The 24187-nt window shown below is 60.3% G+C and carries 20 protein-coding genes; 15 read left to right on the top strand and 5 right to left on the bottom strand.

All coding sequences use genetic code 11. The features are described 5' to 3' along the window. The first annotated feature begins 53 nt into the window (after positions 1-53). From ACHQGU_RS06040 to ACHQGU_RS06030, 3 genes are all read left to right on the top strand, one after another. Positions 54-929: a bestrophin family protein gene (locus tag ACHQGU_RS06040; RefSeq protein ID WP_395496173.1), complete on the top strand. Its 876-nt coding sequence runs from the start codon at positions 54-56 to the stop codon at positions 927-929. Between the two features lie 79 nt (positions 930-1008). Beyond that, positions 1009-1599: a CarD family transcriptional regulator gene (locus tag ACHQGU_RS06035; protein ID WP_043552352.1), complete on the top strand. Its 591-nt coding sequence runs from the start codon at positions 1009-1011 to the stop codon at positions 1597-1599. Between the two features lie 117 nt (positions 1600-1716). Next, the gene (locus ACHQGU_RS06030) at positions 1717-3327 is read left to right on the top strand and encodes a tetratricopeptide repeat protein (protein ID WP_395496171.1); all 1611 of its coding nucleotides are present in this window, start codon (positions 1717-1719) and stop codon (positions 3325-3327) included. Between the two features lie 84 nt (positions 3328-3411). Here the strand turns inward: ACHQGU_RS06030 and ACHQGU_RS06025 are convergent, their stop codons facing one another. After that, positions 3412-4833, bottom strand: coding sequence for a penicillin-binding protein activator (locus tag ACHQGU_RS06025; protein ID WP_395496390.1), 1422 nt, complete (start codon positions 4831-4833; stop codon positions 3412-3414). Between ACHQGU_RS06025 and rsmI the strand changes: the two genes are divergently transcribed. After that, complete coding sequence (rsmI, locus tag ACHQGU_RS06020; RefSeq protein ID WP_253555511.1) at positions 4821-5801, top strand: 16S rRNA (cytidine(1402)-2'-O)-methyltransferase; 981 nt, start codon at positions 4821-4823, stop codon at positions 5799-5801. The genes ACHQGU_RS06025 and rsmI overlap by 13 nt on opposite strands. A gap of 6 nt (positions 5802-5807) precedes the next feature. On the opposite strand, the gene ACHQGU_RS06015 is transcribed toward rsmI, so the two are convergent. Both ACHQGU_RS06015 and ACHQGU_RS06010 read right to left on the bottom strand, forming a co-directional pair. Then, positions 5808-6956: an NAD(P)/FAD-dependent oxidoreductase gene (locus ACHQGU_RS06015; RefSeq protein WP_395496389.1), complete on the bottom strand. Its 1149-nt coding sequence runs from the start codon at positions 6954-6956 to the stop codon at positions 5808-5810. Between the two features lie 83 nt (positions 6957-7039). Further along, the gene (locus ACHQGU_RS06010) at positions 7040-7708 is read right to left on the bottom strand and encodes a glutathione S-transferase family protein (RefSeq protein WP_061507063.1); all 669 of its coding nucleotides are present in this window, start codon (positions 7706-7708) and stop codon (positions 7040-7042) included. Positions 7709-7883: 175 nt separating this feature from the next. On the opposite strand from ACHQGU_RS06010, the gene minC reads away from it, so the two are divergent. From minC to minE, 3 genes are all read left to right on the top strand, one after another. Next, complete coding sequence (gene minC, locus ACHQGU_RS06005; RefSeq protein ID WP_061507064.1) at positions 7884-8582, top strand: septum site-determining protein MinC; 699 nt, start codon at positions 7884-7886, stop codon at positions 8580-8582. Positions 8583-8723: 141 nt separating this feature from the next. Next, positions 8724-9539 carry a septum site-determining protein MinD gene (minD, locus tag ACHQGU_RS06000; protein ID WP_062251008.1) on the top strand — a complete coding sequence of 272 codons (816 nt, stop codon included), beginning with the start codon at positions 8724-8726 and terminating at the stop codon, positions 9537-9539. Further along, on the top strand, positions 9536-9859 hold the full coding sequence (gene minE / locus ACHQGU_RS05995) for a cell division topological specificity factor MinE (protein ID WP_062142227.1): 324 nt from the start codon (positions 9536-9538) through the stop codon (positions 9857-9859). Before minD ends, minE begins: the two co-directional genes overlap by 4 nt. Before the next feature lie 86 nt (positions 9860-9945). Here the strand turns inward: minE and ACHQGU_RS05990 are convergent, their stop codons facing one another. Further along, a complete protein-coding gene (locus tag ACHQGU_RS05990; RefSeq protein WP_082779895.1) occupies positions 9946-10638 on the bottom strand; it encodes a GntR family transcriptional regulator in 693 nt (230 codons plus the stop codon). Beyond that, positions 10625-12463: an ABC transporter ATP-binding protein gene (locus tag ACHQGU_RS05985; protein ID WP_395496168.1), complete on the bottom strand. Its 1839-nt coding sequence runs from the start codon at positions 12461-12463 to the stop codon at positions 10625-10627. Before ACHQGU_RS05985 ends, ACHQGU_RS05990 begins: the two co-directional genes overlap by 14 nt. Positions 12464-12646: 183 nt before the next feature. On the opposite strand from ACHQGU_RS05985, the gene cysG reads away from it, so the two are divergent. From cysG to rsmA, 8 genes are all read left to right on the top strand, one after another. Continuing rightward, positions 12647-14056: a siroheme synthase CysG gene (gene cysG / locus ACHQGU_RS05980; protein ID WP_062142250.1), complete on the top strand. Its 1410-nt coding sequence runs from the start codon at positions 12647-12649 to the stop codon at positions 14054-14056. A gap of 432 nt (positions 14057-14488) precedes the next feature. Then, on the top strand, positions 14489-16159 hold the full coding sequence (locus ACHQGU_RS05975; RefSeq protein WP_395496165.1) for a porin: 1671 nt from the start codon (positions 14489-14491) through the stop codon (positions 16157-16159). Positions 16160-16296: 137 nt separating this feature from the next. Continuing rightward, positions 16297-17124 carry an aldo/keto reductase gene (locus ACHQGU_RS05970; protein ID WP_062272612.1) on the top strand — a complete coding sequence of 276 codons (828 nt, stop codon included), beginning with the start codon at positions 16297-16299 and terminating at the stop codon, positions 17122-17124. A gap of 177 nt (positions 17125-17301) precedes the next feature. Then, the gene (gene lptF, locus ACHQGU_RS05965) at positions 17302-18447 is read left to right on the top strand and encodes an LPS export ABC transporter permease LptF (RefSeq protein ID WP_062272610.1); all 1146 of its coding nucleotides are present in this window, start codon (positions 17302-17304) and stop codon (positions 18445-18447) included. A gap of 17 nt (positions 18448-18464) precedes the next feature. Then, positions 18465-19577 (top strand): LPS export ABC transporter permease LptG, encoded by a 1113-nt coding sequence (lptG, locus tag ACHQGU_RS05960; RefSeq protein ID WP_062142232.1) that lies wholly within the window; start codon positions 18465-18467, stop codon positions 19575-19577. Positions 19578-19583: 6 nt separating this feature from the next. Further along, positions 19584-21911 (top strand): LPS-assembly protein LptD, encoded by a 2328-nt coding sequence (locus tag ACHQGU_RS05955; protein WP_062251149.1) that lies wholly within the window; start codon positions 19584-19586, stop codon positions 21909-21911. A gap of 80 nt (positions 21912-21991) precedes the next feature. Continuing rightward, positions 21992-23347: a peptidylprolyl isomerase gene (locus ACHQGU_RS05950; RefSeq protein WP_395496163.1), complete on the top strand. Its 1356-nt coding sequence runs from the start codon at positions 21992-21994 to the stop codon at positions 23345-23347. Next, on the top strand, positions 23344-24183 hold the full coding sequence (gene rsmA, locus ACHQGU_RS05945) for a 16S rRNA (adenine(1518)-N(6)/adenine(1519)-N(6))-dimethyltransferase RsmA (protein ID WP_395496162.1): 840 nt from the start codon (positions 23344-23346) through the stop codon (positions 24181-24183). Before ACHQGU_RS05950 ends, rsmA begins: the two co-directional genes overlap by 4 nt. Positions 24184-24187 lie beyond the last annotated feature (4 nt).

Genomic DNA, 24187 nt, shown 5'->3' with positions numbered 1-24187 from the left:
TTTTTATGGTCCGGCCCCGGTGCCTGACATCAGAGAAAATGGAGATTTAATGGATGATCGTTGACCAGCGGATCGGCCTGCGCATCATCACGAAAGAAATTTTTGGTGTTATCCTGCTTATGGCGGCGTGGGATTTCATCGTGGTTATCCTGTTCCAGGTATTCCATCAGGAATGGATGGAGCAGCCAAGTCTGCCCACTTCGCTCATTGGCTCAGCGCTGGCCCTGTTCATGGGCTTTCGCAGCAATAGTGCGTATGCCCGCTGGTGGGAGGCCCGCACCCTGTGGGGGGCCATTACCAATAACAGCCGCTCCTTTGGCCGGCAGGTCGGCACGCTGCTTAAAGACCGGCCAGACCTGATGATGGGCATGGCCGCCTACCCGCACGCCCTGCGTGGCGCGCTGGGGAATGTGGATGTCTCTGCCGACGTCAACCGCCTGCTCCCCCCGGAAATGGCAAAGGCCATTGCAGGCTGGCGCAACCAGCCTAACGCCATTCTCTATCAACTCGGGCTGGGCGTGAGTGATGAAGTCGCCAAAAAGGGCATTGATGGCGCAGTGCATGGCCAGATTGACCGCATTCTCTCGGACCTCGCCAACGCGCAGGGTGGGCTTGAGCGTATTCGCAACACGCCGTTGCCCATGCAGTTTTCCGCCCTGCCCCGTGCGCTGGTGAACGTCTTCTGCATCCTTCTGCCCCTGTCCATGGTGCAGACGCTGGAATGGATTACGCCGCTTGGCTCATCTCTGGTGGGTATTCTGTTTCTGGTGCTCGATAAAAGTGCGAATGACCTGCAGGAGCCGTTTGCCAGCACGCCGCATGCGCTCCCCATGGCTGCCATGGCCCGCACGATTGAAATTGATGTGGTCCAGCCAACAGGCCTGCCCCTGCCGCCCCCCATTACCGCAGTAAACGGCATTCAGCCCTGATCTGCGGCTCCATCTGCCATACGGGCCTGTCTGCCGTTTTGGAAGACAGGCCACCGAAATTGTGGTATAAGGTTTGGTTATGAGCACATTCAGAACAACTCCGAAAGGCGGCGTGACAGACGCAATGGCACGCACTGCCGCCGCAACAACCGCAGCGCAGGCCAAAACCAAAATTAAAGATGACGACCCCTTCCAGGAAGGTGACGCCATTGTCTATGCCGCCCATGGCGTGGGCCGTGTAGACCGCATCGGTGTTGACGAGATTGCCGGGACCAAGCTGGAAGTGATTCAGATCTCCTTCCCCGGCAACCAGATGACCCTGCGCATCCCGCTGACAAAAGCCCGTAAGGCTGGCCTTCGCAAAATCGTCTCGCGCGAGATTGTGGACAAAGCCATGGCGATCATCAAGGGCAAACCGCATGTCAGCAAAGGCATGTGGGCCCGCCGCGCTGTTGCGTATCAGGAAAAGATCAACTCTGGTGATCTGGTTCAGATTGCCGAAGTCCTGCGTGACCTGCGCCGCAATGTGGACAGTCTGGACGGCAGCTTTAGTGAACGGAAGCTGTTTGAAGCCGCTCAGGAACGCTTTGTGGCGGAAGTCGCAGTTCTTGAGAAAAAAGACCCCACGGAAGTTCTGGACTCCCTCACGGCTGTGATGAAAGCAGCCTGAGGCTCCCGCTCCAGATCTGACGCAAAAACCCGGTCCGGCCCAGTGCCTGACCGGGTTTTTTGATGGCGGGCGCGCTTCCTCTTTTCAGCACTGCATCAGCGCAGTAGGCTGGCGGCCATGACGCGCAAAGCCTCCTCCCCCGCACATTCTGCGGCCCCTGATCCTGCCATTCTGCGCCGGGCGCTGAGTGAGATCAAAGCCGGGCACTTTGAAAGCACTCTGAAGGCCCTCAGTCCCTACGCCAGCAGTGGGGAGAATTCCGTTGATATATTACGCGCCTTCTGTCTGGCAGGAACCAATAAGCCGGAACAGGCTGCGGAACTTCTGTGCCGCGTTGCGCAGAAAAGCCCCACCACCGTTCACCCCCTGCAGGACCTGAGCGACATCATGGCCGAGCTGGACCGCAGGCCGGATGCCGTTGCGACCTGCCGCGCCGCGCTGAAGGTCACCCCGCAGGATGCCCGTATTTATGACGTGCTGGGCGGCGTGCTGACCCAGATGGGCCTGTTTGACGAGGCCGTTGAAACTCTGCGCCACTCCATCGCCCTCCGCCCCAATGCCACCTATTCCTACAACATGCTGGCCATGGCACTCACGGAGCGCGGAGATATGGCTGAGGCGCTGAGCGTGCTGGAAGGCGTGCTGGCTGAAAACCCGGACCATGCCGGCACTCTCTCCAACATCGGCTGCATTCTGGCCGGTGAAGGCCGGTTTGAGGAGGCCCTGAACGCCTACCGTCGCGCCATTACCCTCCGCCCCACAGATGCCCAGATCCGCCTGAACCACTCCATCACCCTGCTCAAGGCCGGACGCTATGCGCAGGGCTGGGCCGAGCATGAATGGCGGCTGAAGCTGCCGGGCCATAGCAGCCTACCGCAGGACCGCCTGCTCCCCTCCCTCGGCCCGGACACAGACCTGACCGGCCAGCGCGTTCTGGTCACGCAGGAAGAAGGTCTCGGCGATACGCTGATGTATCTGCGCTATGTGGAACCGCTAGCCCGCCGGGGGGCGCATGTTCACCTCTGGGTGCCGGATACGCTGGAAGATCTCTGCCGCCGTCTTGAAGGCGTTGGCACCGTGCAGGTGGGAGGCGAGGTGCCGCCGTATGACTGGCATTGCCCCTTTATCAGCCTGCCCCGCGTTTTTTCCGCTACGCCGGATGCCATGGGCGCGCCCGTCCCGTATCTGAAAGCCGACCCCAACAAGGTAAAAGAGTTTGCCGAACTCCTGCCGGACAATCACAAGCTGAATGTCGGCGTCATCTGGGGTGGTGCGCCGCGGCCTAATCTGATTGGCCCGCATATGGTGGACCGCAGACGCTCCATGAGCCTGAAAACACTGGAACCGCTCAGCGCTATTCCGGGCATCAACCTCATCAGCCTGCAAAAAGGCCCGTATGCGGACCAGATGCTGGACCCGCCCCGCAACATGACGCTGTATGACCCCACGGATGACCTGCATACCATGGACGATACAGCCTCGCTCATGATGTCACTGGATGTGATTGTGTCCGTCGATACCTCGTCCGTCCATCTGGCCGGGGGGCTGGGCAAGCCGGTCATCATGATGGATCGGTATGACAATTGCTGGCGCTGGCTGCATGGGCAGGACACCAGCCCGTGGTACCCAACCATGCACATCATCCGCCAGACTACGCCCCGCAGGTGGGATGATGTGGTGAAAAAAGTCGCTGAACGCCTGCGCGTGATGGCCGCCTATCGCGCCTGACACAGCGGACTACGCCTGAAACAAAAATGGGGCACCGGGAAATTCTCCCCGGTGCCCCGTTTGCTTTTTCAAGCCGCGTTCAGATCAGCCTGAAACAGCGCTTTTGGTGGTGGCCGGAACCAGCAGTTTTGCACCGCCACCATTATCCAGCACTTCAAACACACCCAGCGCACGGCGCGTGCGGCCATCCGGCAGCAGTGTGAACGGACCATCCACCCCGGCAAACCCTTCCGAACGGGTCAGCACATCAGCCGGGTAACCATTGGGGGCCACGCGCGCCACGGTGGTGGCAACTTTCGCGGCATCATAGGACAGATCCGCCAGCGGACGCGGCATGTGGTGGTTGCGCGCCATAAAGCGGCTGGCAAAGCTCTGGCGGGATGACGGATCCGGCGCCGCATACCATGCGCCTTTCAGAGCACCCAGCTTGGTTGCAAACGCAGCCCACAGACCCGGCCCCATAATCCGCACATTCGCGGAGGACACCTGACTATCTGCCAGCGCACCAATCACGTTTTTCAGGCCGAGGCCCGTATCACCCAGCAGCAGCGCATCAAACGGCGGCGGCGCAAGTTTGGGCACGGCCGGGGTTTGCGCTGCGCCATCAGCCGAAGCGGTGGCGGATGTATCAGACCCACCTTTGAGCGCGGCAGCCAGATCAGACGGCAGCGCCTTGTCTGCCGTGTCCGTGCTGCCCGTAGCCGGTGCCGCAGGCGTGCTTGCAGGAGCCGCAGCATTGCCATCCGGCTGCGCTTCTGCGCGGCGCGTATCGTAGGAGGACAGCTCCCGCATCATCTGCGTAATGCTGGCCTGAGAGCCGGTATGATAAACAATGGTGGGGGACATCAGGCCCTGATCCCGGCAGGACGCCAGAAGACCATTCCCCAGCGCATGGCCCAGCGGGTTATCCGGCAGGAAGGCCGCAAAACGATGCCGCCCTTCCTGACGTGCCGTGGCGACCAGACGCTCCACCTGATCCTCCGGCGTAATGCCCATCACCCACACACCATTCCGGGCCTGACCAACATCACTGGTAAAAGCCAGAACCGGCATGCTTGCAGACTGCGCAGCAGGCGCTGCGGCAGCGGTGTCCACTGCCGTCAACGGGCCGAGGATAATGCCATCGCCAGCCTCCGCTGCCGCCGTGGCCGCAGCGGAGGCGCCCCCGACGGCTGCCGTGTCATGCACATCCATTTGCAGGGCAGAGGCCTGCCCCTGTGTTGTGGACGTTCCGTTTTCTGCAAGGGCAAGCTGCGCCCCGGCCAGAAGCTCATGCCCGAGGGCGGCATTAGGCCCCGTCAACGGCAGCAGAACGCCAATCTTGTGGCTGGTCGCGGCCTTTGGGGCCTGCGGGCCAGTGGCTGCACCGGGGCCGGACTGGTCCGCACATCCCGCCATTGCAAGCCCTACTGTACCCAAAACAACCATTCCGGCCTTGCGTCCTGCGCCATTTCCAGCCAGACCTCGCGTGGATGCCTTTGACAGGAAAGAATATGTGCGCGTCATCATCCAGATCGTCCTCCGCAAACAACCGGCCTGATGAAGCTTATGACCGGACTTCCACACTCCATAGCGAAGGAAAGGCCTCTCGTCATGCCTTCTCTTCCTCCGGTAGTGCGGCAGGCCTCACGCTGGTTGCGACTCCCATAGGAAATCTGGGAGATTTCAGCCTGCGTGGCGCGGAAGCTCTGGCCGAAGCCGACCTGATTTTGTGTGAAGATACCCGCATGACAGCCCGCCTGCTGTCTGACCGGAATATTACGACCCGCACGGAAGCCCTGCACGAGCATAATGAACGCCAGCGCGTTCCGGCCCTCATTGAGCGGATGCAGAACGGCACCCGCATGGCGCTGGTGTCCGACGCCGGCATGCCGCTGATGTCCGACCCCGGCTTCCGGCTGGTGCGGGCAGTGATTGAGGCCGATCTCTCGCTAACCGTCATCCCCGGCCCTAATGCGGCCCTGACGGCGCTGGTATTATCCGGCCTGCCGCCGCACCCCTTCATGTTCATCGGCTTCCCGCCCCCGCGCTCTGCCGCCCGTAAGGAAGCCTTCGCCAAACTGCGCGCCGCTGAACGGGCGGGCCTGAGCGCCACCCTGATCTGGCATGAAGCCCCCCACCGTCTGGCGGATACGCTGGCTGACATGACCGAAGTTTTTGGGGAAGACCGCCCGTGCGCCGTGGGACGGGAACTCACGAAACGCTTTGAAGAAGTCAAACGGGGGCCGGTAGGCACCCTCGCCGCCTTCTATGCTGAAACAGCACCCCGCGGGGAAATCACTCTCCTACTTGGCCCGGCAGAAGCGGAAGAAAGCAGCGCGGATGATCTGGATACGACCCTGCGCACCCTGCTGAGCACGCATTCCGTCAAAGACGCCGCAGCCCTCGCCGCCACCGCCATCGGCCTGCCCCGCCGCACGGTTTACGCCCGTGCGCTGGAACTGGCTGCGGAACTTAAAAACAGCTCGGACTAAATCGTCTCAGGCGGCAGCACTTTCTCCAAGTGCTTCCCCTGCCGCATGTCCGCTGGCCCACGCCCAGTGGAAATTATAGCCACCCAGCCAGCCGGTCAGGTCCACAGCCTCGCCAATCACATAAAGGTTTGGCACGGTCTGCGCTTCCATGGTTTTGGAAGACAGTTTCCGGGTATCAACCCCGCCGCGCGTGACTTCCGCCTTGGCAAACCCTTCCGTACCGGTGGGGTGCAGGTCCAGACGATGGATGCGGTCAGCCAGAGCGCGCAGCGTACGGTCCGGCCATTCCACAACGGGACGCTCTTCCGGCGCACCCTGGCGAGCCAGTTCCTGCGCAAGACGATGCGGCAACCAGCGGCCCAATGCTGCCGGGCCTTTCATCTGCCCTTTGGCTTTTTTCAATCCGGCCAGAAGCGCGTTCAGATCTTCACCGGGCAGCAGATTGATCCGCACCGGCTGGCCGGGTTCCCAGTAAGACGAAATTTGCAGCAACGCCGGGCCGGACAGGCCCCGATGCGTGAACAGCAGCGATTCATCAAACCCGATTTTCCCGCAGGACGCCCGCACCGGCAGAGAGACGCCAGCCAGAGACTGTACCCAGCTTTCGTCAGGCTGCCCAAACACCAGCGGCACAAGAGCCGGCTCCGGCGAGACAACCGACAAACCAAAATAGCGGGCAATATTATAGCTGAAGCTGGTCGCACCCAATTTGGGGATGGAGAGGCCACCCGTCGCCAGCACAAGCGCCTTGCTGGTGAAGGGTCCGGCAGAGGTCTGCACCCGGAAATCCTGCGGCTTGGTGACATCGGTAATGCGCACATCCGTCAGAATGGTCACATTGGCGGCCGCACATTCCGCCAGCAGCATCTGCACAATATCCCGCGCGGAATTGTCACAGAACAACTGTCCCAGCTTTTTCTCGTGCCAGGGGATTTTGTGCTTCGCCAGCAGTTCCAGAAACTGCGCAGGCGTGTACCGGCTGAGGGCTGAGCGGGCAAAATGTTTATTTTGGGAAATAAAGCGTTCGGCCCGCATTTCGGTATTGGTAAAATTACAGCGTCCACCACCAGAAATCAGGATTTTACGCCCAACCTCCGGCGCATGGTCCAGCACCACAACGCGCCGACCACGCCGGGCTGCTGTAAACGCCGCCATCAGCCCGGCAGCACCGGCACCAATAATCAGCACATCGGGCGCACGACGCGCTGCGTCGCCGCCATTATGAAAGGTCACGCTCTTCAGAAATCCAGATTGGCGTAATAGTCCGGCGGGGTAATGCCAGATACGCGGTCACCCAGCAGGGGGCGGAAACAGGGGCGAGACTTCATACGGGCGTACCAGTCCCGCACCGCAGGCGCTTTGGACCAGTCAATATCCCCAATAAAATCAAGGCTGGAGAGATGGGCTGCTGCCGCAAAATCCGCCAGAGAGAGGAAGTTACCAGCCAGCCAGTTCCGGTTTTCCGCAAGGAAGTTGATGTATTTCAGGTGCGGCTTCATGGCCGCATAGCCTTCCCGCAGAATGGTGCCATCCGGGTTACCGCGGCCACTAATGCGCTTCATGACGCGCTCGCCAATAAAACGACGGGAGACATCGCGGGCAAAGCGCTGGTCAAACCACGCCACCAGACGCCGCACTTCCACGCGCTCAGCCAGCGTGCGGCCCAGCAGCGGCGTATCAGAATAGGCTTCTTCCAGATACTCGCAGATCACGGAGGAATCCGGCACAACCAACCCGTTATCTTCAACCAGAACCGGCACTTCACCTGCCGGGTTCATGGCGTAGAATTCCGGGCGTTCTTCCCACACCCGTTCCACGATGGCTTCAAACGGCAGACGTTTTTCACCCAGCACAAGCCGGATCTTCCGGCAGTAGGGGGAGAGGGGGAGATGATACAGGGTACGCATGCGCAAGATTTATGACATTGTCTGCCAGCGCGCCAGAGGGTAATCGGGCCTGCGGGCATCAAATAATGCACAGGGTCCCTGCGCGTTCTGCACAGATGCTCGACAGACAACCCTTGCAGCGTGTACCACTGCTGCACTTTCCCGTCCGATCCTACGCAAGCGAGATCTCACGTCCTTGTCCGCCACGACATCCCCCCTGCCCCGCATCCGTATCTCCGGCCGGTCCTTTCTGGCGCTCACGCTCACCCCGGAAGCCCCGCTGGAAGACTGGCTGAGCGCGCTGGATCACCAGATTGCCCGCTCCGCCGGGTTCTTTGCCGGCAAGCCCATTATTCTGGACCTCGGGATGCTGGATGCTGAAACGCAGCATCTGGCTGATCTGCTGCCTGCCCTGAAGGAGCGCGGCATCCGCGTGATGGGGATTGAAGGCGGGGACCGCTCCTGGCCCGCGCTGGCGGACTGGGAATGGCCGGAAAACTTTGCCGGTGGCCGCGCCTCTGCCGAGATCGATATCCCGGAAGATGACGTGCCCGAAGCCCCCGGCCCGCGCACGCTTATTCTTGAAAGCCCCATCCGCTCCGGCCAGCAGGTCGTGTGGCCGGATGGTGATGTGATCATTCTTGGCTCCGTCGCCTCTGGGGCGGAAGTCTCAGCCGGCGGCTCCATCCACGTCTACGGCCCTCTGCGTGGCCGGGCCATTGCAGGGATTGGCGGGAATGGGGAAGCCCGTATCTTCACCCGTGCGCTGGAAGCCGAACTGGTGGCGATTGACGGTTTTTACGCCACCGCGGAAGAAATGAATGCGGACCAGACAAGTAAACCAGCTCAGGTTGCACTTTCCGGGGAAACACTCACTTTCCTTCCTCTCACGTAACACTTTTACGCAAAAGACTTCGCTTAAGGCGAATATTCTGCGTTCCATTTTTGATGACAGATTGTAAGGTTGCGTTCCTACACGGCTGTCGTACTAAGCTGACGGCAAAGCAGCCTTAAAGACCAAAGAGGAATAACACGGATGTCAAAGGTTCTGGTCGTCACGTCCGGCAAAGGTGGCGTGGGTAAGACCACCACCACCGCAGCCTTAGGCGCAGCGCTGGCACAAAATGGTCAGAGCGTTGTGCTGGTTGATTTCGATGTCGGCCTGCGGAACCTTGATCTGGTAATGGGCGCAGAACGCCGCGTGGTGTTTGACCTGATCAACGTGATTCAGGGTGATGCCAATCTGGCGCAGGCGCTCATCAAGGATAAGCGCGTCCCCTCCCTCTCCCTGCTGCCTGCCTCCCAGACGCGGGACAAGGATGCCCTGACGTCTGAAGGCGTGGCCAAGGTGATTGCGGAACTGCGCAAGAAGTTTGACTGGGTGATCTGTGACAGCCCTGCCGGGATTGAGCGCGGCGCACAGATGGCCATGTATCACGCCGATATGGCCGTGATTGTCACCAACCCGGAAGTCTCTTCCGTGCGTGACAGTGACCGCATTATCGGCATGCTGGACAGCACAACGGAAAAAGCCAAAAAAGGTGAGAAGCTGGAAAAACACCTCCTCCTCACCCGGTATGACCCGCAGCGCGCCTCCCGGGGTGACATGCTGGGGACAGACGATGTGCTGGAAATCCTGTCCATTCCGCTTCTGGGCATCATCCCGGAAAGCGGCGACGTACTGCGGGCCTCAAACGTGGGAGCCCCGGTTACGATAGCTGAGCCTGAAAGTGCAGCGGCGCGCGCCTATAACGATGCGGCGCGGCGTCTGGCAGGCGAGAAGCTGGAAGTCACTATTCCCACGGAACGCAAAGGCCTGTTTGACTGGCTGTTTAAACGGAGAGTCTCATGACCTTCCTCTCCAATATCTTCAAACGCCGCTCCTCGGCACCCGTCGCGCGCGACCGTTTGCAGATTCTCCTCGCTCATGAACGGATTTCCGGTGGGGAAGGCAAAGATGATCTGCTGGCCCAGTTGCACCGGGAAATCATGGAAGTGATCAAACGGCACGTCGCCGTGGATCAGGACAAGGTGCAGATCAAGCTGGATCGCGGTGCCCACTGCTCCACGCTGGAAATTGACGTGGAAGTACCCGGCCTGACGGACGTCAAACCGGGTGAAAAGCCCGCTATTCAGGCTACCAAGGCTGCTCCTCAGGCCAAAAAAGCCTGAGGCTTACCGTCATCACGATATAAAAAAACCCGGCCCGCTCTTGCAGCGGACCGGGTTTTTCTTTGCCCGAACACTCTCAAACAGGGTCAGGCCGGCAAAAGCGGTTCCAGCCAGCTGCGGGCCTGCTGGAAATCCTGCCGGATTGCCGCCACGGCCGCTTCCGCATCATGCCGCCGGAAGGCTTCAAGCAGCAGCATGTGCGGATGATTAGCCTCCACCGGGCTGGCAGGCGGCAAACCATTGGTACCCGCATAAAACGGACCAATCCGCGCCCACAGGCGCTGCATGATGCCAGCTGTAATGGTCATGCTGGAAAAGTCAGCAATCGCACTATGGAAGGCGGCATTCCCGACAGCCGCCTGATGCGGGTCTCCGGCCAGATAGCCATCAATAAAGGACTGATGGCAGGTTTCCAGCACGCCAATCTGCTCCGGTGTTATCCGCCCCGCCACATTGCGTGTCAGGCGCTCTTCCAGGTCCCCGCGCAGTGGATGCACTTCCTGAAACACCTCCCGCGAGAGAGCGGGCACGCGTGCGGTATTGCGGTCATCCAGTTCCAGAGCCTGTTCGGACACCAGCCGCAGCAGGGCCTCCCGCACCGGGGTCGGGCTGAGGTTAAGAGACGCCGCCAGCGGACGCAGAACCAGCCTTTCACCGCCCTTATAAGTGCTCAGGATCAGGCGTTCTCTGATCTGCTGATAAGCGTAAGCGGCAAGAGCCCCTTTAGCTGCCGCCGGACGATCAGAGTCCAGAGCGGGCGCATCGTCATGCAACATCATTCGTATGGGTCACCTGCTGGTTCAAAAAATTCTTATACGGGCCGTCCTGCTGTTCCAGCAGGGTGGGAGAGCCGTCCTCCACAATCCTGCCGTCCTGCATCACAACAATTCTATCAAAGTTGCGCAAAGTTGAAAGCCGGTGTGCCACCGCAATCACAGTCCGGCCCACCATTAGCCGCTCCAGCGCCTTTTGCACATGCGCTTCACTTTCCGTGTCCAGCGCACTGGTCGCTTCATCCAGAATGAGGATCGGCGCGTTCCGCAGGAAGGCCCGGGCAATGGCAATCCGCTGTCTCTGGCCGCCGGACAGCTTTACGCCCCTATCCCCCACGAGCGTCTGAAACCCCTCCGGCATGGCCTCGATAAAGTCCGCACAGCCAGCAGCAGCCGCTGCGGCACGCACGGCTTCATCCGTCGCATCAGGCCGCCCGTAACGAATATTTTCCATCACGCTGCGATGCAGCAGAGAGACATCCTGCGGCACAATGGAGAGGCAGGCCCGCAAGCCATCATCCGTCAGGCTGCAAATATCCTGCCCGTCGATCAGAATACGACCAGACTGCACAAAGCGGAGCCGCTGCAACAGCGCCAAAACCGTGCTCTTGCCGGAACCGGAGCGCCCCACCAGCCCCACGCGGGTGCCTGCGGCAATATGCAGGTTAAAGCCATCCAGCACCTTCGCCCCGCCGGGATAGGCAAAGCCAACATCCTCAAACACAATCTCGCCGCGCACCGGGCCGGGGTGCGGCACGGCGTCATCCCGGTCGGGCATATCGTGCGGCACCAGCAAGGCAGACAGCACTTCAGAAAGCCGCGCATTGTGCTGAATGGTCTCCACCAGCGCCATCGCCAGATCCCGCGTGCCGTGCAGAATGGCAAAACCGAGGGTGATGACCATTACCACCTCCCCCACACTGGCCTCGCCATGTTGCCAGAGCAGCACCGCCCAGATCAGCAAACCCGCCGTCAGCACAGCCGTCAGCACGGCATGTACCATGCGCAGCTTTTCCATGTAGCGCAGGGAACGCAGACGCTCGCCCATCTCCCTGCCCGCCAGCGTGTTAAAGCGCAGACGCTCCTGCGTTCGCATCCCAAAGGCGCGCACCAGCGCGATATTGCCCATCACATCCAGCGTCTCGCCCTCAAGCCCGGCAGCAGCCGCAGCGTATTCTCCGTGCAATGTGCGCCCGCGCACCGCCAGACGGAACATCAGCAGGCACAGAGCCGCTGCCAGAACCACCGTCACGCCTCCCATAAGCCAGCTCACGGACAGCATGAGCGTGACAGAAAGCACCACATTCAGAGCAGGCGGCAGGACGCTCCATGCCAGAAGATTTTCGAGGGTGAAGCAGACATTACCCGCCGTGGTAATCCGCGCCGCTAAAGAGGTCGGCATCCGCTCGGAAAAATACGCCGGGGAATGGCCTGTCAGAAACCGGAACAGATCGCGCCGGATATCTCCGGTCATTTCAATAAAGGTGCGGGAGGCAAACCAGCCTGCAATACGCCAGCCCATATTATCTGTGGCAATCAGCACCGCCAGAATGGCCACCGCCTGCCAGACGGCCTCGACCGGACCATTATGCGCCGTGGCCGTCATCACATCCACCAGATGCCGGATGGCGTAGGAGGACAGAACCGCGCAGCCAATCGCCAGCCCGACCGAGCCAAACACCATCACATGCGCCATGGCCCGATTGCGCATATAGCGCAGCAGAAAAGCCACGGGCCGCCCGGCATACACATGCAGCTCGCGGTCTGGCACCACGATGGTTTTATCGGTCTGATTACTCTGCATGCCAGACTGTGTGACCGTTCCTGCCATTCTGCCCTCTTTGTGATGGTGAAGCCTGCGTTGCGGCACACTTTTTGTGTCCTGTCACTTGGGAAGACGGCGCTATCATGGCAACAGGCCACTGAAACGCAGAAAGATTAAAAAAGCTTTTTTGTGCGCTCAACGCATCAGAACCCTTGCGTCCCGCGCACAAGCCTGCTTGCTGAGGGTGTTATGCAGTCGTCTTCTGAAAAAACCAGCTGGTTTCCCATCATGCTTCGCCTCGACGAAGCTCGTGTCCTTGTCATTGGTGGCGGGAATATCGCCGCCAACAAGGTGCGCCTTCTGGTGCCCACCGGCGCGCGGATTGAACTCCTCTCCCCCACGCTCTGCCCCGAATTGCAGCGTCTGGCGGATGACGGCGTTCTGACGCATGTGCCGGGTCTGGTGTCGGAAGACGACGTACGCGCCCGCTTGCCCGGCTGCCGTCTGGTTTATATCGCCACCAATGATACCACGCTGAACCGCAGCCTTGCCGCTTTGTGCCAGCAGCAGAACGTGCCGGTCTGCGCGGTGGATGATCCGGGTAATTCCAGCTTCATCACCCCGGCGCTGAGCACGCGCGGCGCGGTGCAGGTCGCCGTCTCCACAGGTGGGGCGGCGCCGGTGCTCGCCCGCCGCCTGCGCGCCAAGATTGAAGAAATTCTGCCCGCTGGCCTGCATCTGCTGGCGGACTTTATGCAGAACGCCCGCCTGCCTCTGCGCGCACGCCTGCCCGACCCGTCTGACAGGCGGCAGGTCTGGGAACGGTTTCTTGATGGCTCCGGCGGCAATCTGGCCATGAGCGGGCAGACAGAAGCCGCCAGCCGGGAACTTGACAACCTGCTGGACGGTCACACCCGGCAAGGCGAAGTCTGGCTGGTCGGCGCTGGCCCTGGAGACCCGAACCTACTCACCCTCGCCGCCCTGCGCCTCATGCAGGATGCAGATACGGTTCTGTATGACAATCTGATTGGCCCGGACATCCTCAATTATGTCCGGCGCGACGCCGAGCTGATTTTTGTTGGGAAGCAGCGTAACCGGCACACCCTGCCGCAAGAAGGGATTAACGCCGAACTCGTCCGCCGTGCCAAAGCGGGTGAACGCGTACTGCGCCTGAAAGGCGGAGACCCGTTTATTTTTGGCCGTGGCGGGGAAGAAATCGAAACGCTGACAGAAGCAGGCGTGCCCTTCCGCATTATTCCGGGCATTTCCGCCGCCAATGGCTGCGCGGCCTATGCCGGCATTCCGCTGACGCACCGGGACTGCGCACAGGCGTGCCTGTTTATTACCGGCCACGCCAAGGCCGATGGCACGCTGGATCTGGCGTGGGAGACCATCGCACTGCGCAGCCAGACGGTCGTGATCTATATGGGCCTGACCATGCTGCCCCAACTCAGCGCGCAACTCATGGAACATGGCCTACCCGCCGACTGGCCCGCCGCCCTGGTGGAACGTGGCACAACGCCGCAGCAGCGCGTGATTACCGGCACCCTCGCCACGCTGCCTGAACAGGCTGTTGCTGAAAATGTGACCAGCCCTGCCCTGATCATTATTGGCGAAGTTGTGCGGCATCGGGTCAGCCCGACGCTGCCGGAGGCGTAACAACTGCGTGACCTGCGCCCGTATTCCCTTGGTATTTTTCGTTATAACACCAAGGGTTTTTCCGTTCTCTTAAGCCGGACAAGTTCTATTCCCGCATAGCACCCCTCCGCCACAAGCGTGCAAGGGAGCGTGCTTTAGCGATTTTGTTTCGATTTAAAATCGTTCCGCGTCCCCGAACAAATCCGCATAACATTTTGACAACAAACAAAAACCCTCAAAATGCCGCATAATCCAGCCCGCTTGCGCTGCATAAGAGCCCCTTGAAAGCCTCACAGCTCCGGGGCGGCACTCCCTCTTCCGGTCCCTTTACCTCAGCCCTGTTTCCTTGCCGTTCAGGCCTTTGTACTGGCAGGAAACTCTTCTTATCAGGGTGTTGACGGAGGGAAGTCCAATCTCTCAGAGATAGCAAACGACGTGAGGGAGCAGACTTTTATGGCATCGAGAAAACGGGCACTTCTATTACCTGTTGTGGTAACATCTGTTGCCTGCGCGCCATTTATGACTGCGCCATCTGCTCTGGCTGACGACTATAGTGACCTGCTGGATATTCTTCAGCTCAAAGGCAGCCTGACCAGGCATGAGCACGATACCCTTCTGGCCAAACATCTGAGCCACACCGCAGGCACAACGCAGCACACAGCCCCGGCGCGTACAGCCCGCCCCGTCCGCACGGCCACTGCGTCTGCCCCGCATCATGGCAGCCCGGCTGCGCACACCCTCGGCTCAGGCTATGAAGATGGCATCCGGTTTGATCCGGGCGCGCCGGATGAAGCCTCCAGCCGCGCAGAACTGGCAGCCAACCGGGCCGAAGCCAGCGCTCGCTCCGCTCAGGAAGCAATGCGCTCCACCAATGAGGCCCTGAACAGCAACAGCATCGTCCGCGTGGCCAAATACGTTCCCGGCAAAGGCCTGACCTTCAAGGCCGGCCCGATCGACATCAACTTCTCCGGCTTCGTGAACGGGTTCTACACCTATAACAGCCCCGCAGGCGGTCGCCCGGTGGCGGGTGGCGTCTCCACCGGCTCCAGCGGGTTTGATTCCTCTTCCGTGCGTAACGGCCTGCTGCCCGCAGGCTTTATCCTCAAGCTCAGCACCACCCAGTCGGGCATTGATATGTCCGCCGTGCTGGGCATGTATCCGGGCGTGGACAACGCCAAGAACGGGGCCTTCAACGCCAATACAGGCGGCAGCCCGGTCGGACTAGGCACGGCCGGGATCGATCTGCGACAGGTTTACGTAACCGTCGGCACCAAGGCAGTCGGGACGTTCAAGTTCGGGCGTGACCTCGCCATTTTCGGCAGCGACGCCATCCTGAACGATGCCACCCTGCTCAGTGTGGGGTCCACCGGCAGCAACGCGGCACCGGGCAATACGTCGCTCGGTCGTATCGGTGTCGGTTATGTGTATGCGGACTGGATCCCGCAGATTTCCTACGTCTCTCCCAAATATCACGGGTTGCAGGGCTCCGTCGGTGTTTTCCAGCCTCTTGATGAATTCAACTTTGCCGGGGGTGATGCGTCAGGCCGCGCACTCTCGGCCTCCTCCACGCAGCATTCCTCTCCCATGGTGCAGGGTAAAGGCACCTACGACTTTACGATTGGTGGCGTGCAAACCCGTATCTGGGCCAGCTTCCTTGTGCAGCATCAACAGGGCCTGACCAGCCCGGATCTGGATGCCAGCAGCCGCCGCGGGGCGATGGTAGAAGCTGGGGAAATCGGCACCAAGATCACCTACAAAGGCTTTCAGGGTGTGGCCTATTACTACCGGGGCAGCGGACTGGGCACGACCGGCCTGTTCTTTGACGGCATTGCCAACAATGGCCGCAAACGGGCGTCGGAAGGCTATTACGTGCAGGCCATGTATAACTTCACCAAGAAGTTCAAGCTGGTCGGCAGTTATGGTGTGAGTAATCTCTATCAGGCTCCGGGCGAAAACAGCTCTCTGCTGGTGCGTCGCAACCAGTCCGAAGTCGGCGCTGCCTTTTATAGCCTGACCGACTGGCTGAACCTTGTAGCGGAATACGCCCACACGGAATCTGCCGCCCACGGCCCGAACAAGGAAAGCGATAACTCCGCCTCCGCCGGCGTCATCCTGCTGTTCTGAGGGCGGCTGGTTTTTCTGAACCATCCCCACCCCGAAACGTTAAGAAAGAAAGCCGCCCCCTGCCTCCCGGCCCTGTGCCGCTCGGAGGCCGGTTTGTGCCTCTGATGTTCTGACAAGACTTTCAAGGATTGCGCCCCATGCCCTCAGCCCCCCTCCTTACCCTGAATGACGGCCACAAAATTCCCGGCATGGGATTTGGCACCTACCCCATGAATGATCAGGAAGTGGAAGCCGCCGTGCAGGCCGCCCTGCTCACCGGCTATCGCCTGATTGACACCGCTGCCAGCTATGGGAACGAAACGGGTGTTGGCCACGCGCTGCAAGACTCTGAAGTTGAAAGAAAAGATATCTTTCTCGCCACCAAACTGCGCGGGGCAGATCAGGGCTATGACGCCGCGCTCAAAGGGCTGGATGGCAGCCTCCAGCGGCTGAATGTGGACTATGTGGACCTCTACCTCATCCACTGGCCCCTGCCGGAAAAAGACCTGTATGTGGAAAGCTGGAAGGCGATGATTGCCGCACAGAAGGACGGTAAGATCCGCTCCATCGGCGTCTCGAACTTCAAGCCCGCCCATCTGGAGCGCCTCATTCAGGAAACGGGCGTCGTGCCGGCCGTCAACCAGATTGAAATCCATGCCGACTTCCAGCAGGCCGACATGCGCCGCTTCAATGCCAAACATGGTATTCTGACGGAAGGCTGGCGGCCGCTTGGCAAGGGGCTGATGGATAACCCCGTAATTGTGGAACTTGCGGACAAACACAACCGCACCCCGGCCCAGATCATGCTGCGCTGGTTTACCCAGAACGACATCATCCCCATCCCAAAATCCAGCAACACGGACCGGATGCGCGCCAATCTGGATATCTTCAACTTCACGCTGGACGAAGGCGATCTTGCCGCCATTGCGGGGCTGGAAGCCGGAAACCGTCTGGGCGGAGACCCGGATACTCACGTAGAAGAATAATTTTTTATACACGTCAGGCAGCACATGTCTGGCCGTCTGACGGGCGTAATCCGGCCTGTGGCGGCGCTCTTCGCCCTCATAAAGCCGCAAGCCGGAACCACTCTTCCTCTCCCGCCCTCATTATTCTGTCACAAGGGGGTGTTGCTCTGAGAGAGGGAGGGGGTAGATAAGACAGATATGACCGTCCGTTCATTTCCATCATGGCTGAAAGCACGCGTCTCCACGCTGGACCGCTACGTGTTTCATCAGCTTCTGATTGCCCTTCTGGCCACCACCGGGGGGCTGGCGGCGCTTATCTGGCTGATGCAATCGCTGCGCTTTGTCTCGCTGGTGGTCGATCGCGGATTGTCCCTGCGGGTCTTTATCGAGTTGACCAGCCTGCTTATTCCCTCTTTTGTCGCCGTTGTGCTCCCCATCACCACGTTTGTGGTCAGCCTGTTTGTCTATCAACGGCTGGCAGGAGACCGGGAACTGACGGTGATGCGCGCCGCAGGGCTTTCGCCCATTGCTCTGGCGCGCCCCGGCCTGACCTGCGCCCTGATGGCGACATTTATCGGGTTTTTGCTCAATCTGTGGGTCGTGCCCGTCTCCTACCATCACTTCCGGCAGTTTGAATTCCAGATCCGGAACAAGATGGCGGCTTTCATGCTGCAGGAAGGCGTCTTCACCAAAGTTTCCGACGTGATGACGGTCTATATCCGTGAGCGCAGCCATGACGGCACGCTGCACGGCATTGTGGTGGAGGATGACCGCCAGCCCAACAGCCGCGCCACAATTCTGGCCAATCGCGGCACCATGATGATTGTCAACGACACACCCCGCGTCATCCTGTATGACGGCTCCCGTCAGGTGATCGACCATAAAACGGGGCGTCTGGATATGCTGGTTTTTCAACAGGATTCCATGGATCTCTCCTCCACACATCAGGAAGACTCCCGCTTCCGCGATGCGGCGGAAATGTCCCTGCATGAACTGCTGAACCCGGACCCAAAAGAGGTCGCCCCGCGTGATACCGGCAAGTTCAAGGTGGAGGGCTGGCGCAGGCTAACCTCCCCGCTCACCTGCTTCTCCTTTGCCATGGTCGGCCTGTTTGCGGTGCTGCGCGGGGTGTTCTCGCGCCACGGTAACATCAAGCGCCCACTGGCTGCTGTGCTCAGCGTGGTCGGATTGCTGGCGTTCAACCTGCTGCTGCAAAATCTTGCCAGCCGGAATATGGCGCTCATTCCGCTTATCCCGCTGGTGGCCCTGCTGCCCGGCTTAGCGTGTGCGGCCATCCTGTTTCTGCCGGAGCTGCGCCTCCGCTCCAGCACCCGCACGGTCTGAGGAAGAACGCGCCCCTTATGGTTGTCTCCGTCACCCTCTCGCTCTACATCGCGCGCCAGTTCGTCTTTTCCGTCGTGGCCATGATTGCGTCCCTGACCGGCATTGTCTGCCTGTTCGACTTTATCGATCTGCTGCGCCGCGTTGCGACCCGGCCGGACGTCTCCACCAATGTGGTGACAGAAATTGCAGCCCTGCACGTCCCCTATTTTTCTGTGGAAATCCTGCCGTTCGGTATTCTGCTGGGGGGCATTATCTGCTTCTGGCGGCTGACCCGCTCTTCAGAGCTGATTGTGGCCCGTGCCGCCGGTATTTCCGCCTGGCAGTTTCTGGCCGGCCCGCTGGCCTGCGCCATGCTGATCGGCACCATCGCAACAGCCCTGATCTCCCCGCTCTCCTCCGCCATGTATCGCCGGGCGGAAGAGCTGGACCAGCAATATCTGCGCACCGGCGGCGGCCCGCTCAGCCTGTCCAGCGGCTCGCTGTGGCTGCGGCAGGCAGACAGCCAGTATGACCCTAAAGGCGTGGCTATCCTGCATGCCCGTGGTGTGCAGCTGGAGAAAGGGGTTCTGCACATTCATGATGTCAGCGTTTTCCGGCTGGACCGAAACGACAAGCTGGTCATGAGAATCGAATCGCCTGATGGCATTCTGGGGGACCGCGTCTGGGAACTGAAAAGCGCGCAGACCGTCCGCCCGAATGAAATTCTTCATCCCCTCGGCCAGATGAATCTGCCGACTGATCTGACAGTCGCCCGTGTGCAGGAAAGTTTTTCCTCGCCGGAAACCCTCTCTGTCTGGGCTCTGCCGAGCTTTATCGCGCTGCTGGACCGCTCCGGATTTTCTTCCATCCGCCACCGGATTCACTTCCAGTCTCTGCTCGCGCTCCCTATGCTGGCAGGCACTATGGCTCTTGTGGCAGCAGGATTTTCCATGCGTCCAACACGGCGCGGCGGCGTAGCTCAGATGATCGGGTCTGGCGTTGCGGCGGGATTTCTGCTTTTCACAGTATCAAAAGTTGCGGAGCAGTTTGGTAACTCCGGTGCCCTTCCCCCCGTTCTGGCGGCATGGGCTCCTACCGTTGCCGGACTTTGCCTCGCTATCTCACTGCTTCTTCATCTGGAGGATGGCTGATTGACCGTGGCCTCTCGGCCTTCCCGTTTCCGGCTTCTGCACCGCCGGCGCACGCTTGCCGCCGCCACGGCGCTGGGAGGCATGACCGCGTGCATTCTGGTCGTAACGCCCAAGGAGGCGCACGCCCAGTTCAGGCCGCAACCGATGCATCTGAACACCGGCGCCAAAACGTCCCCTGATGAACCGGCAACCTTCCAGTCTGACAGCGTGGACTATGATGACCACGCTAACACGGTCACCTGGACTGGCAATGTGCAGGTCTGGCAGGGCGACCATGTGCTGCGCGCGGACAAGATTGTTTTTGACCGGGATACCGGCATCGTCGCCGCACGTGGCAACGTGGCGACCATCCAGCCGGATGGCTCAGTCATGTACGCCAATTATGCGGAACTGACGGGCAATATGCGCGACGGCATTATGCTGCACGTCAACGCGCGCCTGCCGGAAAACGCCAAGCTGGCCGCCAACGGCCTGCGCCGCACCGGCGGCAAGGTCAACGTCATGAGCCGCGCGGTCTATACGGCCTGCGAAATCTGCGAAAAAGACAAGACGCGTGCGCCGTTCTGGCAGTTCCGCGCCTATGACGCCACGCAGGATCTGCAGCACGAGCGGATTGATTTCCGGGATACGTTTATCGATATTTTCGGTATCCCCGTTATCTATCTGCCCTACTTCTCCATGACGGACCCCTCCTCCAAACGGCATAGCGGCTTCCTCATGCCGGGCGTGACCCCGCATGACCGCTATCTGGGCACCTACTTCACCATCCCCTATTACTGGGTGCTGGATGATACGTCCGACGTCACGGTGCAGGGGCTGTTCTCTACCAAAACAGGCCCGCAGCTCAGCGCGCAGTACAGAAAGCTCTTCAACTTCGGCATGCTGAATGTGCAGGGAGGTATCGCTTACGATACCCACCGCTCCAGCAGCTACACCAACAACTTCGGGGAACCTGTCGGCCGGGGTAACGGCCATGGTATGCAGGGCTATATTTTTGCCAATGGCCAGTTCTCCATCAACAAATACTGGCGCGCCGGGGCCAATATTAATCTGGCCACATCCGCGGACTATATGCGCGATTACCGTGTGCAGGGTTATGGCTCGGACACCCTGAACTCCAACGCCTATCTGGAAGGCTTTGGCACCGGCGCTTACAGCCGCGTGGACGCCCAGTATTATCAGGGCCTGAACCAGGGTGTTATCCGTAACTCGGACCTGCCGTTCGTGCTGCCGCGCTATACCTATAGCTACCTCGGGCAGCCCGATGCGTGGGGCGGCCGTTTTGGGGTATCCACCACAGACTTCAACGTCCGGCGTGACAACGGCACCTCCGACATGCGCGGCCAGCTTGCGCTGAACTGGGATCGCCCGTTTACCAACCGTCTGGGCCAGAAGTTCCTGCTGACCCTGCATCTGGATTCCATGGTCTACCGGGCCCGCAAGCTTTACCAGCAGCCCAACTTCTACAAAACCGGCGCAACCTCCGTCAGCGGGCAGGTTCTGCCGACCATCGCGCTGAAGACCAACTGGCCGTTCATCCGCACGTTTGAACATGGCCACGGCACGCAGATTCTCGAGCCGATCGTGCAGGCCATTTACGCCCCCAACACCGGGGCAGGCACAAACGACAACATTCCGAACGAAGACAGTCTGGCCTACGAATTTACGGATTCAACCCTGTTCTCGCTCAACCGCTATCAGGGCACGGACAGGCTGGATGGCGGGCTGCGCGGCAATGTTGGCATGCATGCCAACTGGACGTGGGACGGTCATGAAATCGACCTGCTGGGCGGCGCTAGTTTCCAGGAGCATATTACGCAGGACCGCCTGCCCTATTCCGGGCTGGACCACCATGTGTCTGACATCGTGGCCCGCGCGCGCGTTGTCCCCAACCAGTATTTCGACTTCACGGCGCGTATGCGGCTGAACCCCTACACCTCCAAGTTTGATTTCGGGGATGCGCTGTTCAGCGCCGGGGTGCCGCACTTCCGCGTCCGCGGCGGGTATATCTATGAGCCGGTCACCCCGTACTACTATTACGCAACCGATTATCGCTCTTCCGGCCCGACGCAGCTCTATTACGTGCGCACCAGCGAGCTGAGCGGCGGCTTCTCCACCGACTGGGCCAACTGGCACCTGTCCGGCTTTGCCCGCCGCAGTCTCTCCCGTAAGGAATTTGTCTCTCTGGGTGGCGATATCGGCTATAACAACGACTGCTTCGGCCTTGATTTCATGTATCTCAAACAATACACGTCCATCGGTGGTCAGCAGCGTAACTCGACTTATCTGTTCACTGTCAGCTTCAAAACGCTGGGGGCGTTTGGTCTCAAATGATCAGTGCTTCAAAAAACCCGTCGTCTCCGGTATTCAAGATTATTCCCGTTCTCCAGCGGAAAGCTGAAAGACTGTCCTGCATGCGTCTGCGCTCTCTTACACTGGCCTGCTCCCTTACGGCTCTGACACTGGCCTCCGTTGCCAATGCTGCCCCCCATACCCATACCGGGCAGACACAGGCGGCGTCCGCCTCCTCAACCCAGGTCAAAGCGCCCCTCCCGGACGACACCATTATTGCCGTGGTCAACAGCATTCCGCTGACCACGCGTGATGTGAACAATCGCGGCAAGCTGTTCGCGCTCTCCACCGGTCTGCCGGTCAATGATGAGCTGATGCAGCGCCTGCGCCCGCAGATTATCCGCCAGTTGATTGATGAACGCCTGCGCACGCAGGAAATTCTCTCGCGCCATATCAACACGCCGCCCGAACAGATTGCCGCCGCCATTGCCGGGATTGAACGCCGCAACGGTATGCCGGAAAACGCCCTGCGTGATCGACTGGCGCAGGACGGTGTCTCTCTGACGACCCTGATCGACCAGATCCGGGTCCAGATTGGCTGGGTGCAGGTGCTGCGGCAGGAGCTTGGGGCGCGTGGCCGCGTCTCCGCAAAAGAAATTGCTCAGCGTGAAGATGCTCTGAAGCGGCAGGATGGCCGGACAGAATATAACCTGAGCGAAATCTTCGTGAAGGTGGAAGATCCGCGCCACGCGGAAGAAGAGCTGGCCTTTACCAACACCGTTATCCAGGAACTGCGCAAAGGCGCACCTTTCCCGATTGTGGCGGCCCAGTTCTCCCAGAGCCAGACGGCTCTGGATGGCGGTTCCATGGGCTGGGTGCAGGAAGATGAGCTGGACCCGGCTGTGATCGACATGATCAAACAGATGCCGGTGGGCGCTGGCGCTATCTCCAACCCCATCAAGGTGCCCGGCGGGTTTGTGATTATCACGGTTAATGGCAAGCGGATTATCGGCCACCAGCCGGGGCATGTCATTTCCATTCGTCAGGCTTTCCTGCCGTTTGATGCCGAGCTCAACCCGGAACACATTACGCCCCAGCAGCAGCAGACCCTGCAAAAAGCCGTCAAAATTGCACAGACTGTGCATTCCTGTGACGAAGTGGCCGCCATCAACCAGCAGAATGGGGAAAGAAGACCGTCTGACCCCGGTGAACTCCAGCTGGAACGCATGAACCCGCAGATGCGCGGCCTGCTGGAATCCCTGCCGCTGAACAAGGTCTCCCGCCCTCTGGTTTCCACGGATGGGATTGACCTGATCATGGTCTGCTCCAAAAAAGAGAAGAACTTTGCCGACCGCTCACCCAGCGAAATTGCTGACCAGTTGATGAATGAACGCGTGGAGCAGACAGCTCGCCAGCTGGACAGCGACCTGCACCGCAAAGCCATGATCGACATGCGTATCAAGCTGAAGGGCGTATGACGTCCCTCTCCGGTCTTGAAAGCTTAAAGGACGTTATCAGCCGCCACGGGCTGGACGCCCGTAAGGCGCTTGGTCAGCACTTTCTGCTTGATCCTGATATCACCAACCGCATTGCCGCTCTGGCAGGCGCGCTGGACGTGCGGCATGTGGTGGAAGTTGGCCCCGGCCCCGGTGGCCTGACGCGTGCGCTACTGGGCACCAAAGCGGCCTCCGTCACAGCCGTGGAAGTTGATCCGCGTGCCGCCGAAATTATCCGCGAACTCATCGCCTTTTACCCCGACCGCCTGAAACTGGTGGAAGCGGACGCTCTCAAACAGGATCTGACAACCCTGTGCCCTGCTCCCCGGCATATTGTCGCCAACCTGCCTTATAATGTGGCTACGCCGCTGCTGGTTGGCTGGCTGCGACAGGGGAGCGCGTGGGAACGCCTCACCCTCATGTTCCAGCTCGAAGTTGTCGAGCGAATTTGCGCGGTACCGGGTTCATCCCATTACGGGCGGCTGGGTGTTCTGGCCCAGTGGTGCGCCCAGTGCGCCATTGTCATGAAGCTGCCGCCGGGGGCTTTTTCTCCGCCGCCTGCGGTCTGGTCTGCTGTTGTCAGCATCACGCCCCACGCCCAGCAGCCTGAACCTGCCCTGTTCAAGGCCATGGAACGGGTCACCGCCGCCGCCTTCGGGCAGCGCCGCAAAATGCTGCGTGGCTCCCTGAAAGGGCTGCACGGCGAGCGCCTGCTGGCTGAAACCGGCATTGACGGCACCCGCCGGGCCGAAACACTCACCATCGCAGAGTTTGACAGCCTCGCCCGCGCCCATCTGGCTCTTTCCGCCAGGGGCTAATTTT

The sequence above is a fragment of the Acetobacter sp. KSO5 genome (assembly GCF_044094635.1).
Classification (GTDB): domain Bacteria; phylum Pseudomonadota; class Alphaproteobacteria; order Acetobacterales; family Acetobacteraceae; genus Acetobacter; species Acetobacter cerevisiae.
This window is presented reverse-complemented; position numbering and strand designations above follow the sequence as displayed.

Coding starts and splice junctions, on each gene's coding strand:
- ACHQGU_RS06040 (WP_395496173.1), top strand. CDS start 54: ATGATCGTTGACCAGCGGATCGGCCTGCGCATCATCACGAAAGAAATT.
- ACHQGU_RS06035 (WP_043552352.1), top strand. CDS start 1,009: ATGAGCACATTCAGAACAACTCCGAAAGGCGGCGTGACAGACGCAATG.
- ACHQGU_RS06030 (WP_395496171.1), top strand. CDS start 1,717: ATGACGCGCAAAGCCTCCTCCCCCGCACATTCTGCGGCCCCTGATCCT.
- rsmI (WP_253555511.1), top strand. CDS start 4,821: ATGTGCGCGTCATCATCCAGATCGTCCTCCGCAAACAACCGGCCTGAT.
- ACHQGU_RS06025 (WP_395496390.1), bottom strand. CDS start 4,833: ATGACGCGCACATATTCTTTCCTGTCAAAGGCATCCACGCGAGGTCTG.
- ACHQGU_RS06015 (WP_395496389.1), bottom strand. CDS start 6,956: ATGGCGGCGTTTACAGCAGCCCGGCGTGGTCGGCGCGTTGTGGTGCTG.
- ACHQGU_RS06010 (WP_061507063.1), bottom strand. CDS start 7,708: ATGCGTACCCTGTATCATCTCCCCCTCTCCCCCTACTGCCGGAAGATC.
- minD (WP_062251008.1), top strand. CDS start 8,724: ATGTCAAAGGTTCTGGTCGTCACGTCCGGCAAAGGTGGCGTGGGTAAG.
- minE (WP_062142227.1), top strand. CDS start 9,536: ATGACCTTCCTCTCCAATATCTTCAAACGCCGCTCCTCGGCACCCGTC.
- ACHQGU_RS05990 (WP_082779895.1), bottom strand. CDS start 10,638: ATGATGTTGCATGACGATGCGCCCGCTCTGGACTCTGATCGTCCGGCG.
- ACHQGU_RS05985 (WP_395496168.1), bottom strand. CDS start 12,463: ATGGCAGGAACGGTCACACAGTCTGGCATGCAGAGTAATCAGACCGAT.
- cysG (WP_062142250.1), top strand. CDS start 12,647: ATGCAGTCGTCTTCTGAAAAAACCAGCTGGTTTCCCATCATGCTTCGC.
- ACHQGU_RS05975 (WP_395496165.1), top strand. CDS start 14,489: ATGGCATCGAGAAAACGGGCACTTCTATTACCTGTTGTGGTAACATCT.
- ACHQGU_RS05970 (WP_062272612.1), top strand. CDS start 16,297: ATGCCCTCAGCCCCCCTCCTTACCCTGAATGACGGCCACAAAATTCCC.
- lptF (WP_062272610.1), top strand. CDS start 17,302: ATGACCGTCCGTTCATTTCCATCATGGCTGAAAGCACGCGTCTCCACG.
- lptG (WP_062142232.1), top strand. CDS start 18,465: ATGGTTGTCTCCGTCACCCTCTCGCTCTACATCGCGCGCCAGTTCGTC.
- ACHQGU_RS05950 (WP_395496163.1), top strand. CDS start 21,992: ATGCGTCTGCGCTCTCTTACACTGGCCTGCTCCCTTACGGCTCTGACA.
- rsmA (WP_395496162.1), top strand. CDS start 23,344: ATGACGTCCCTCTCCGGTCTTGAAAGCTTAAAGGACGTTATCAGCCGC.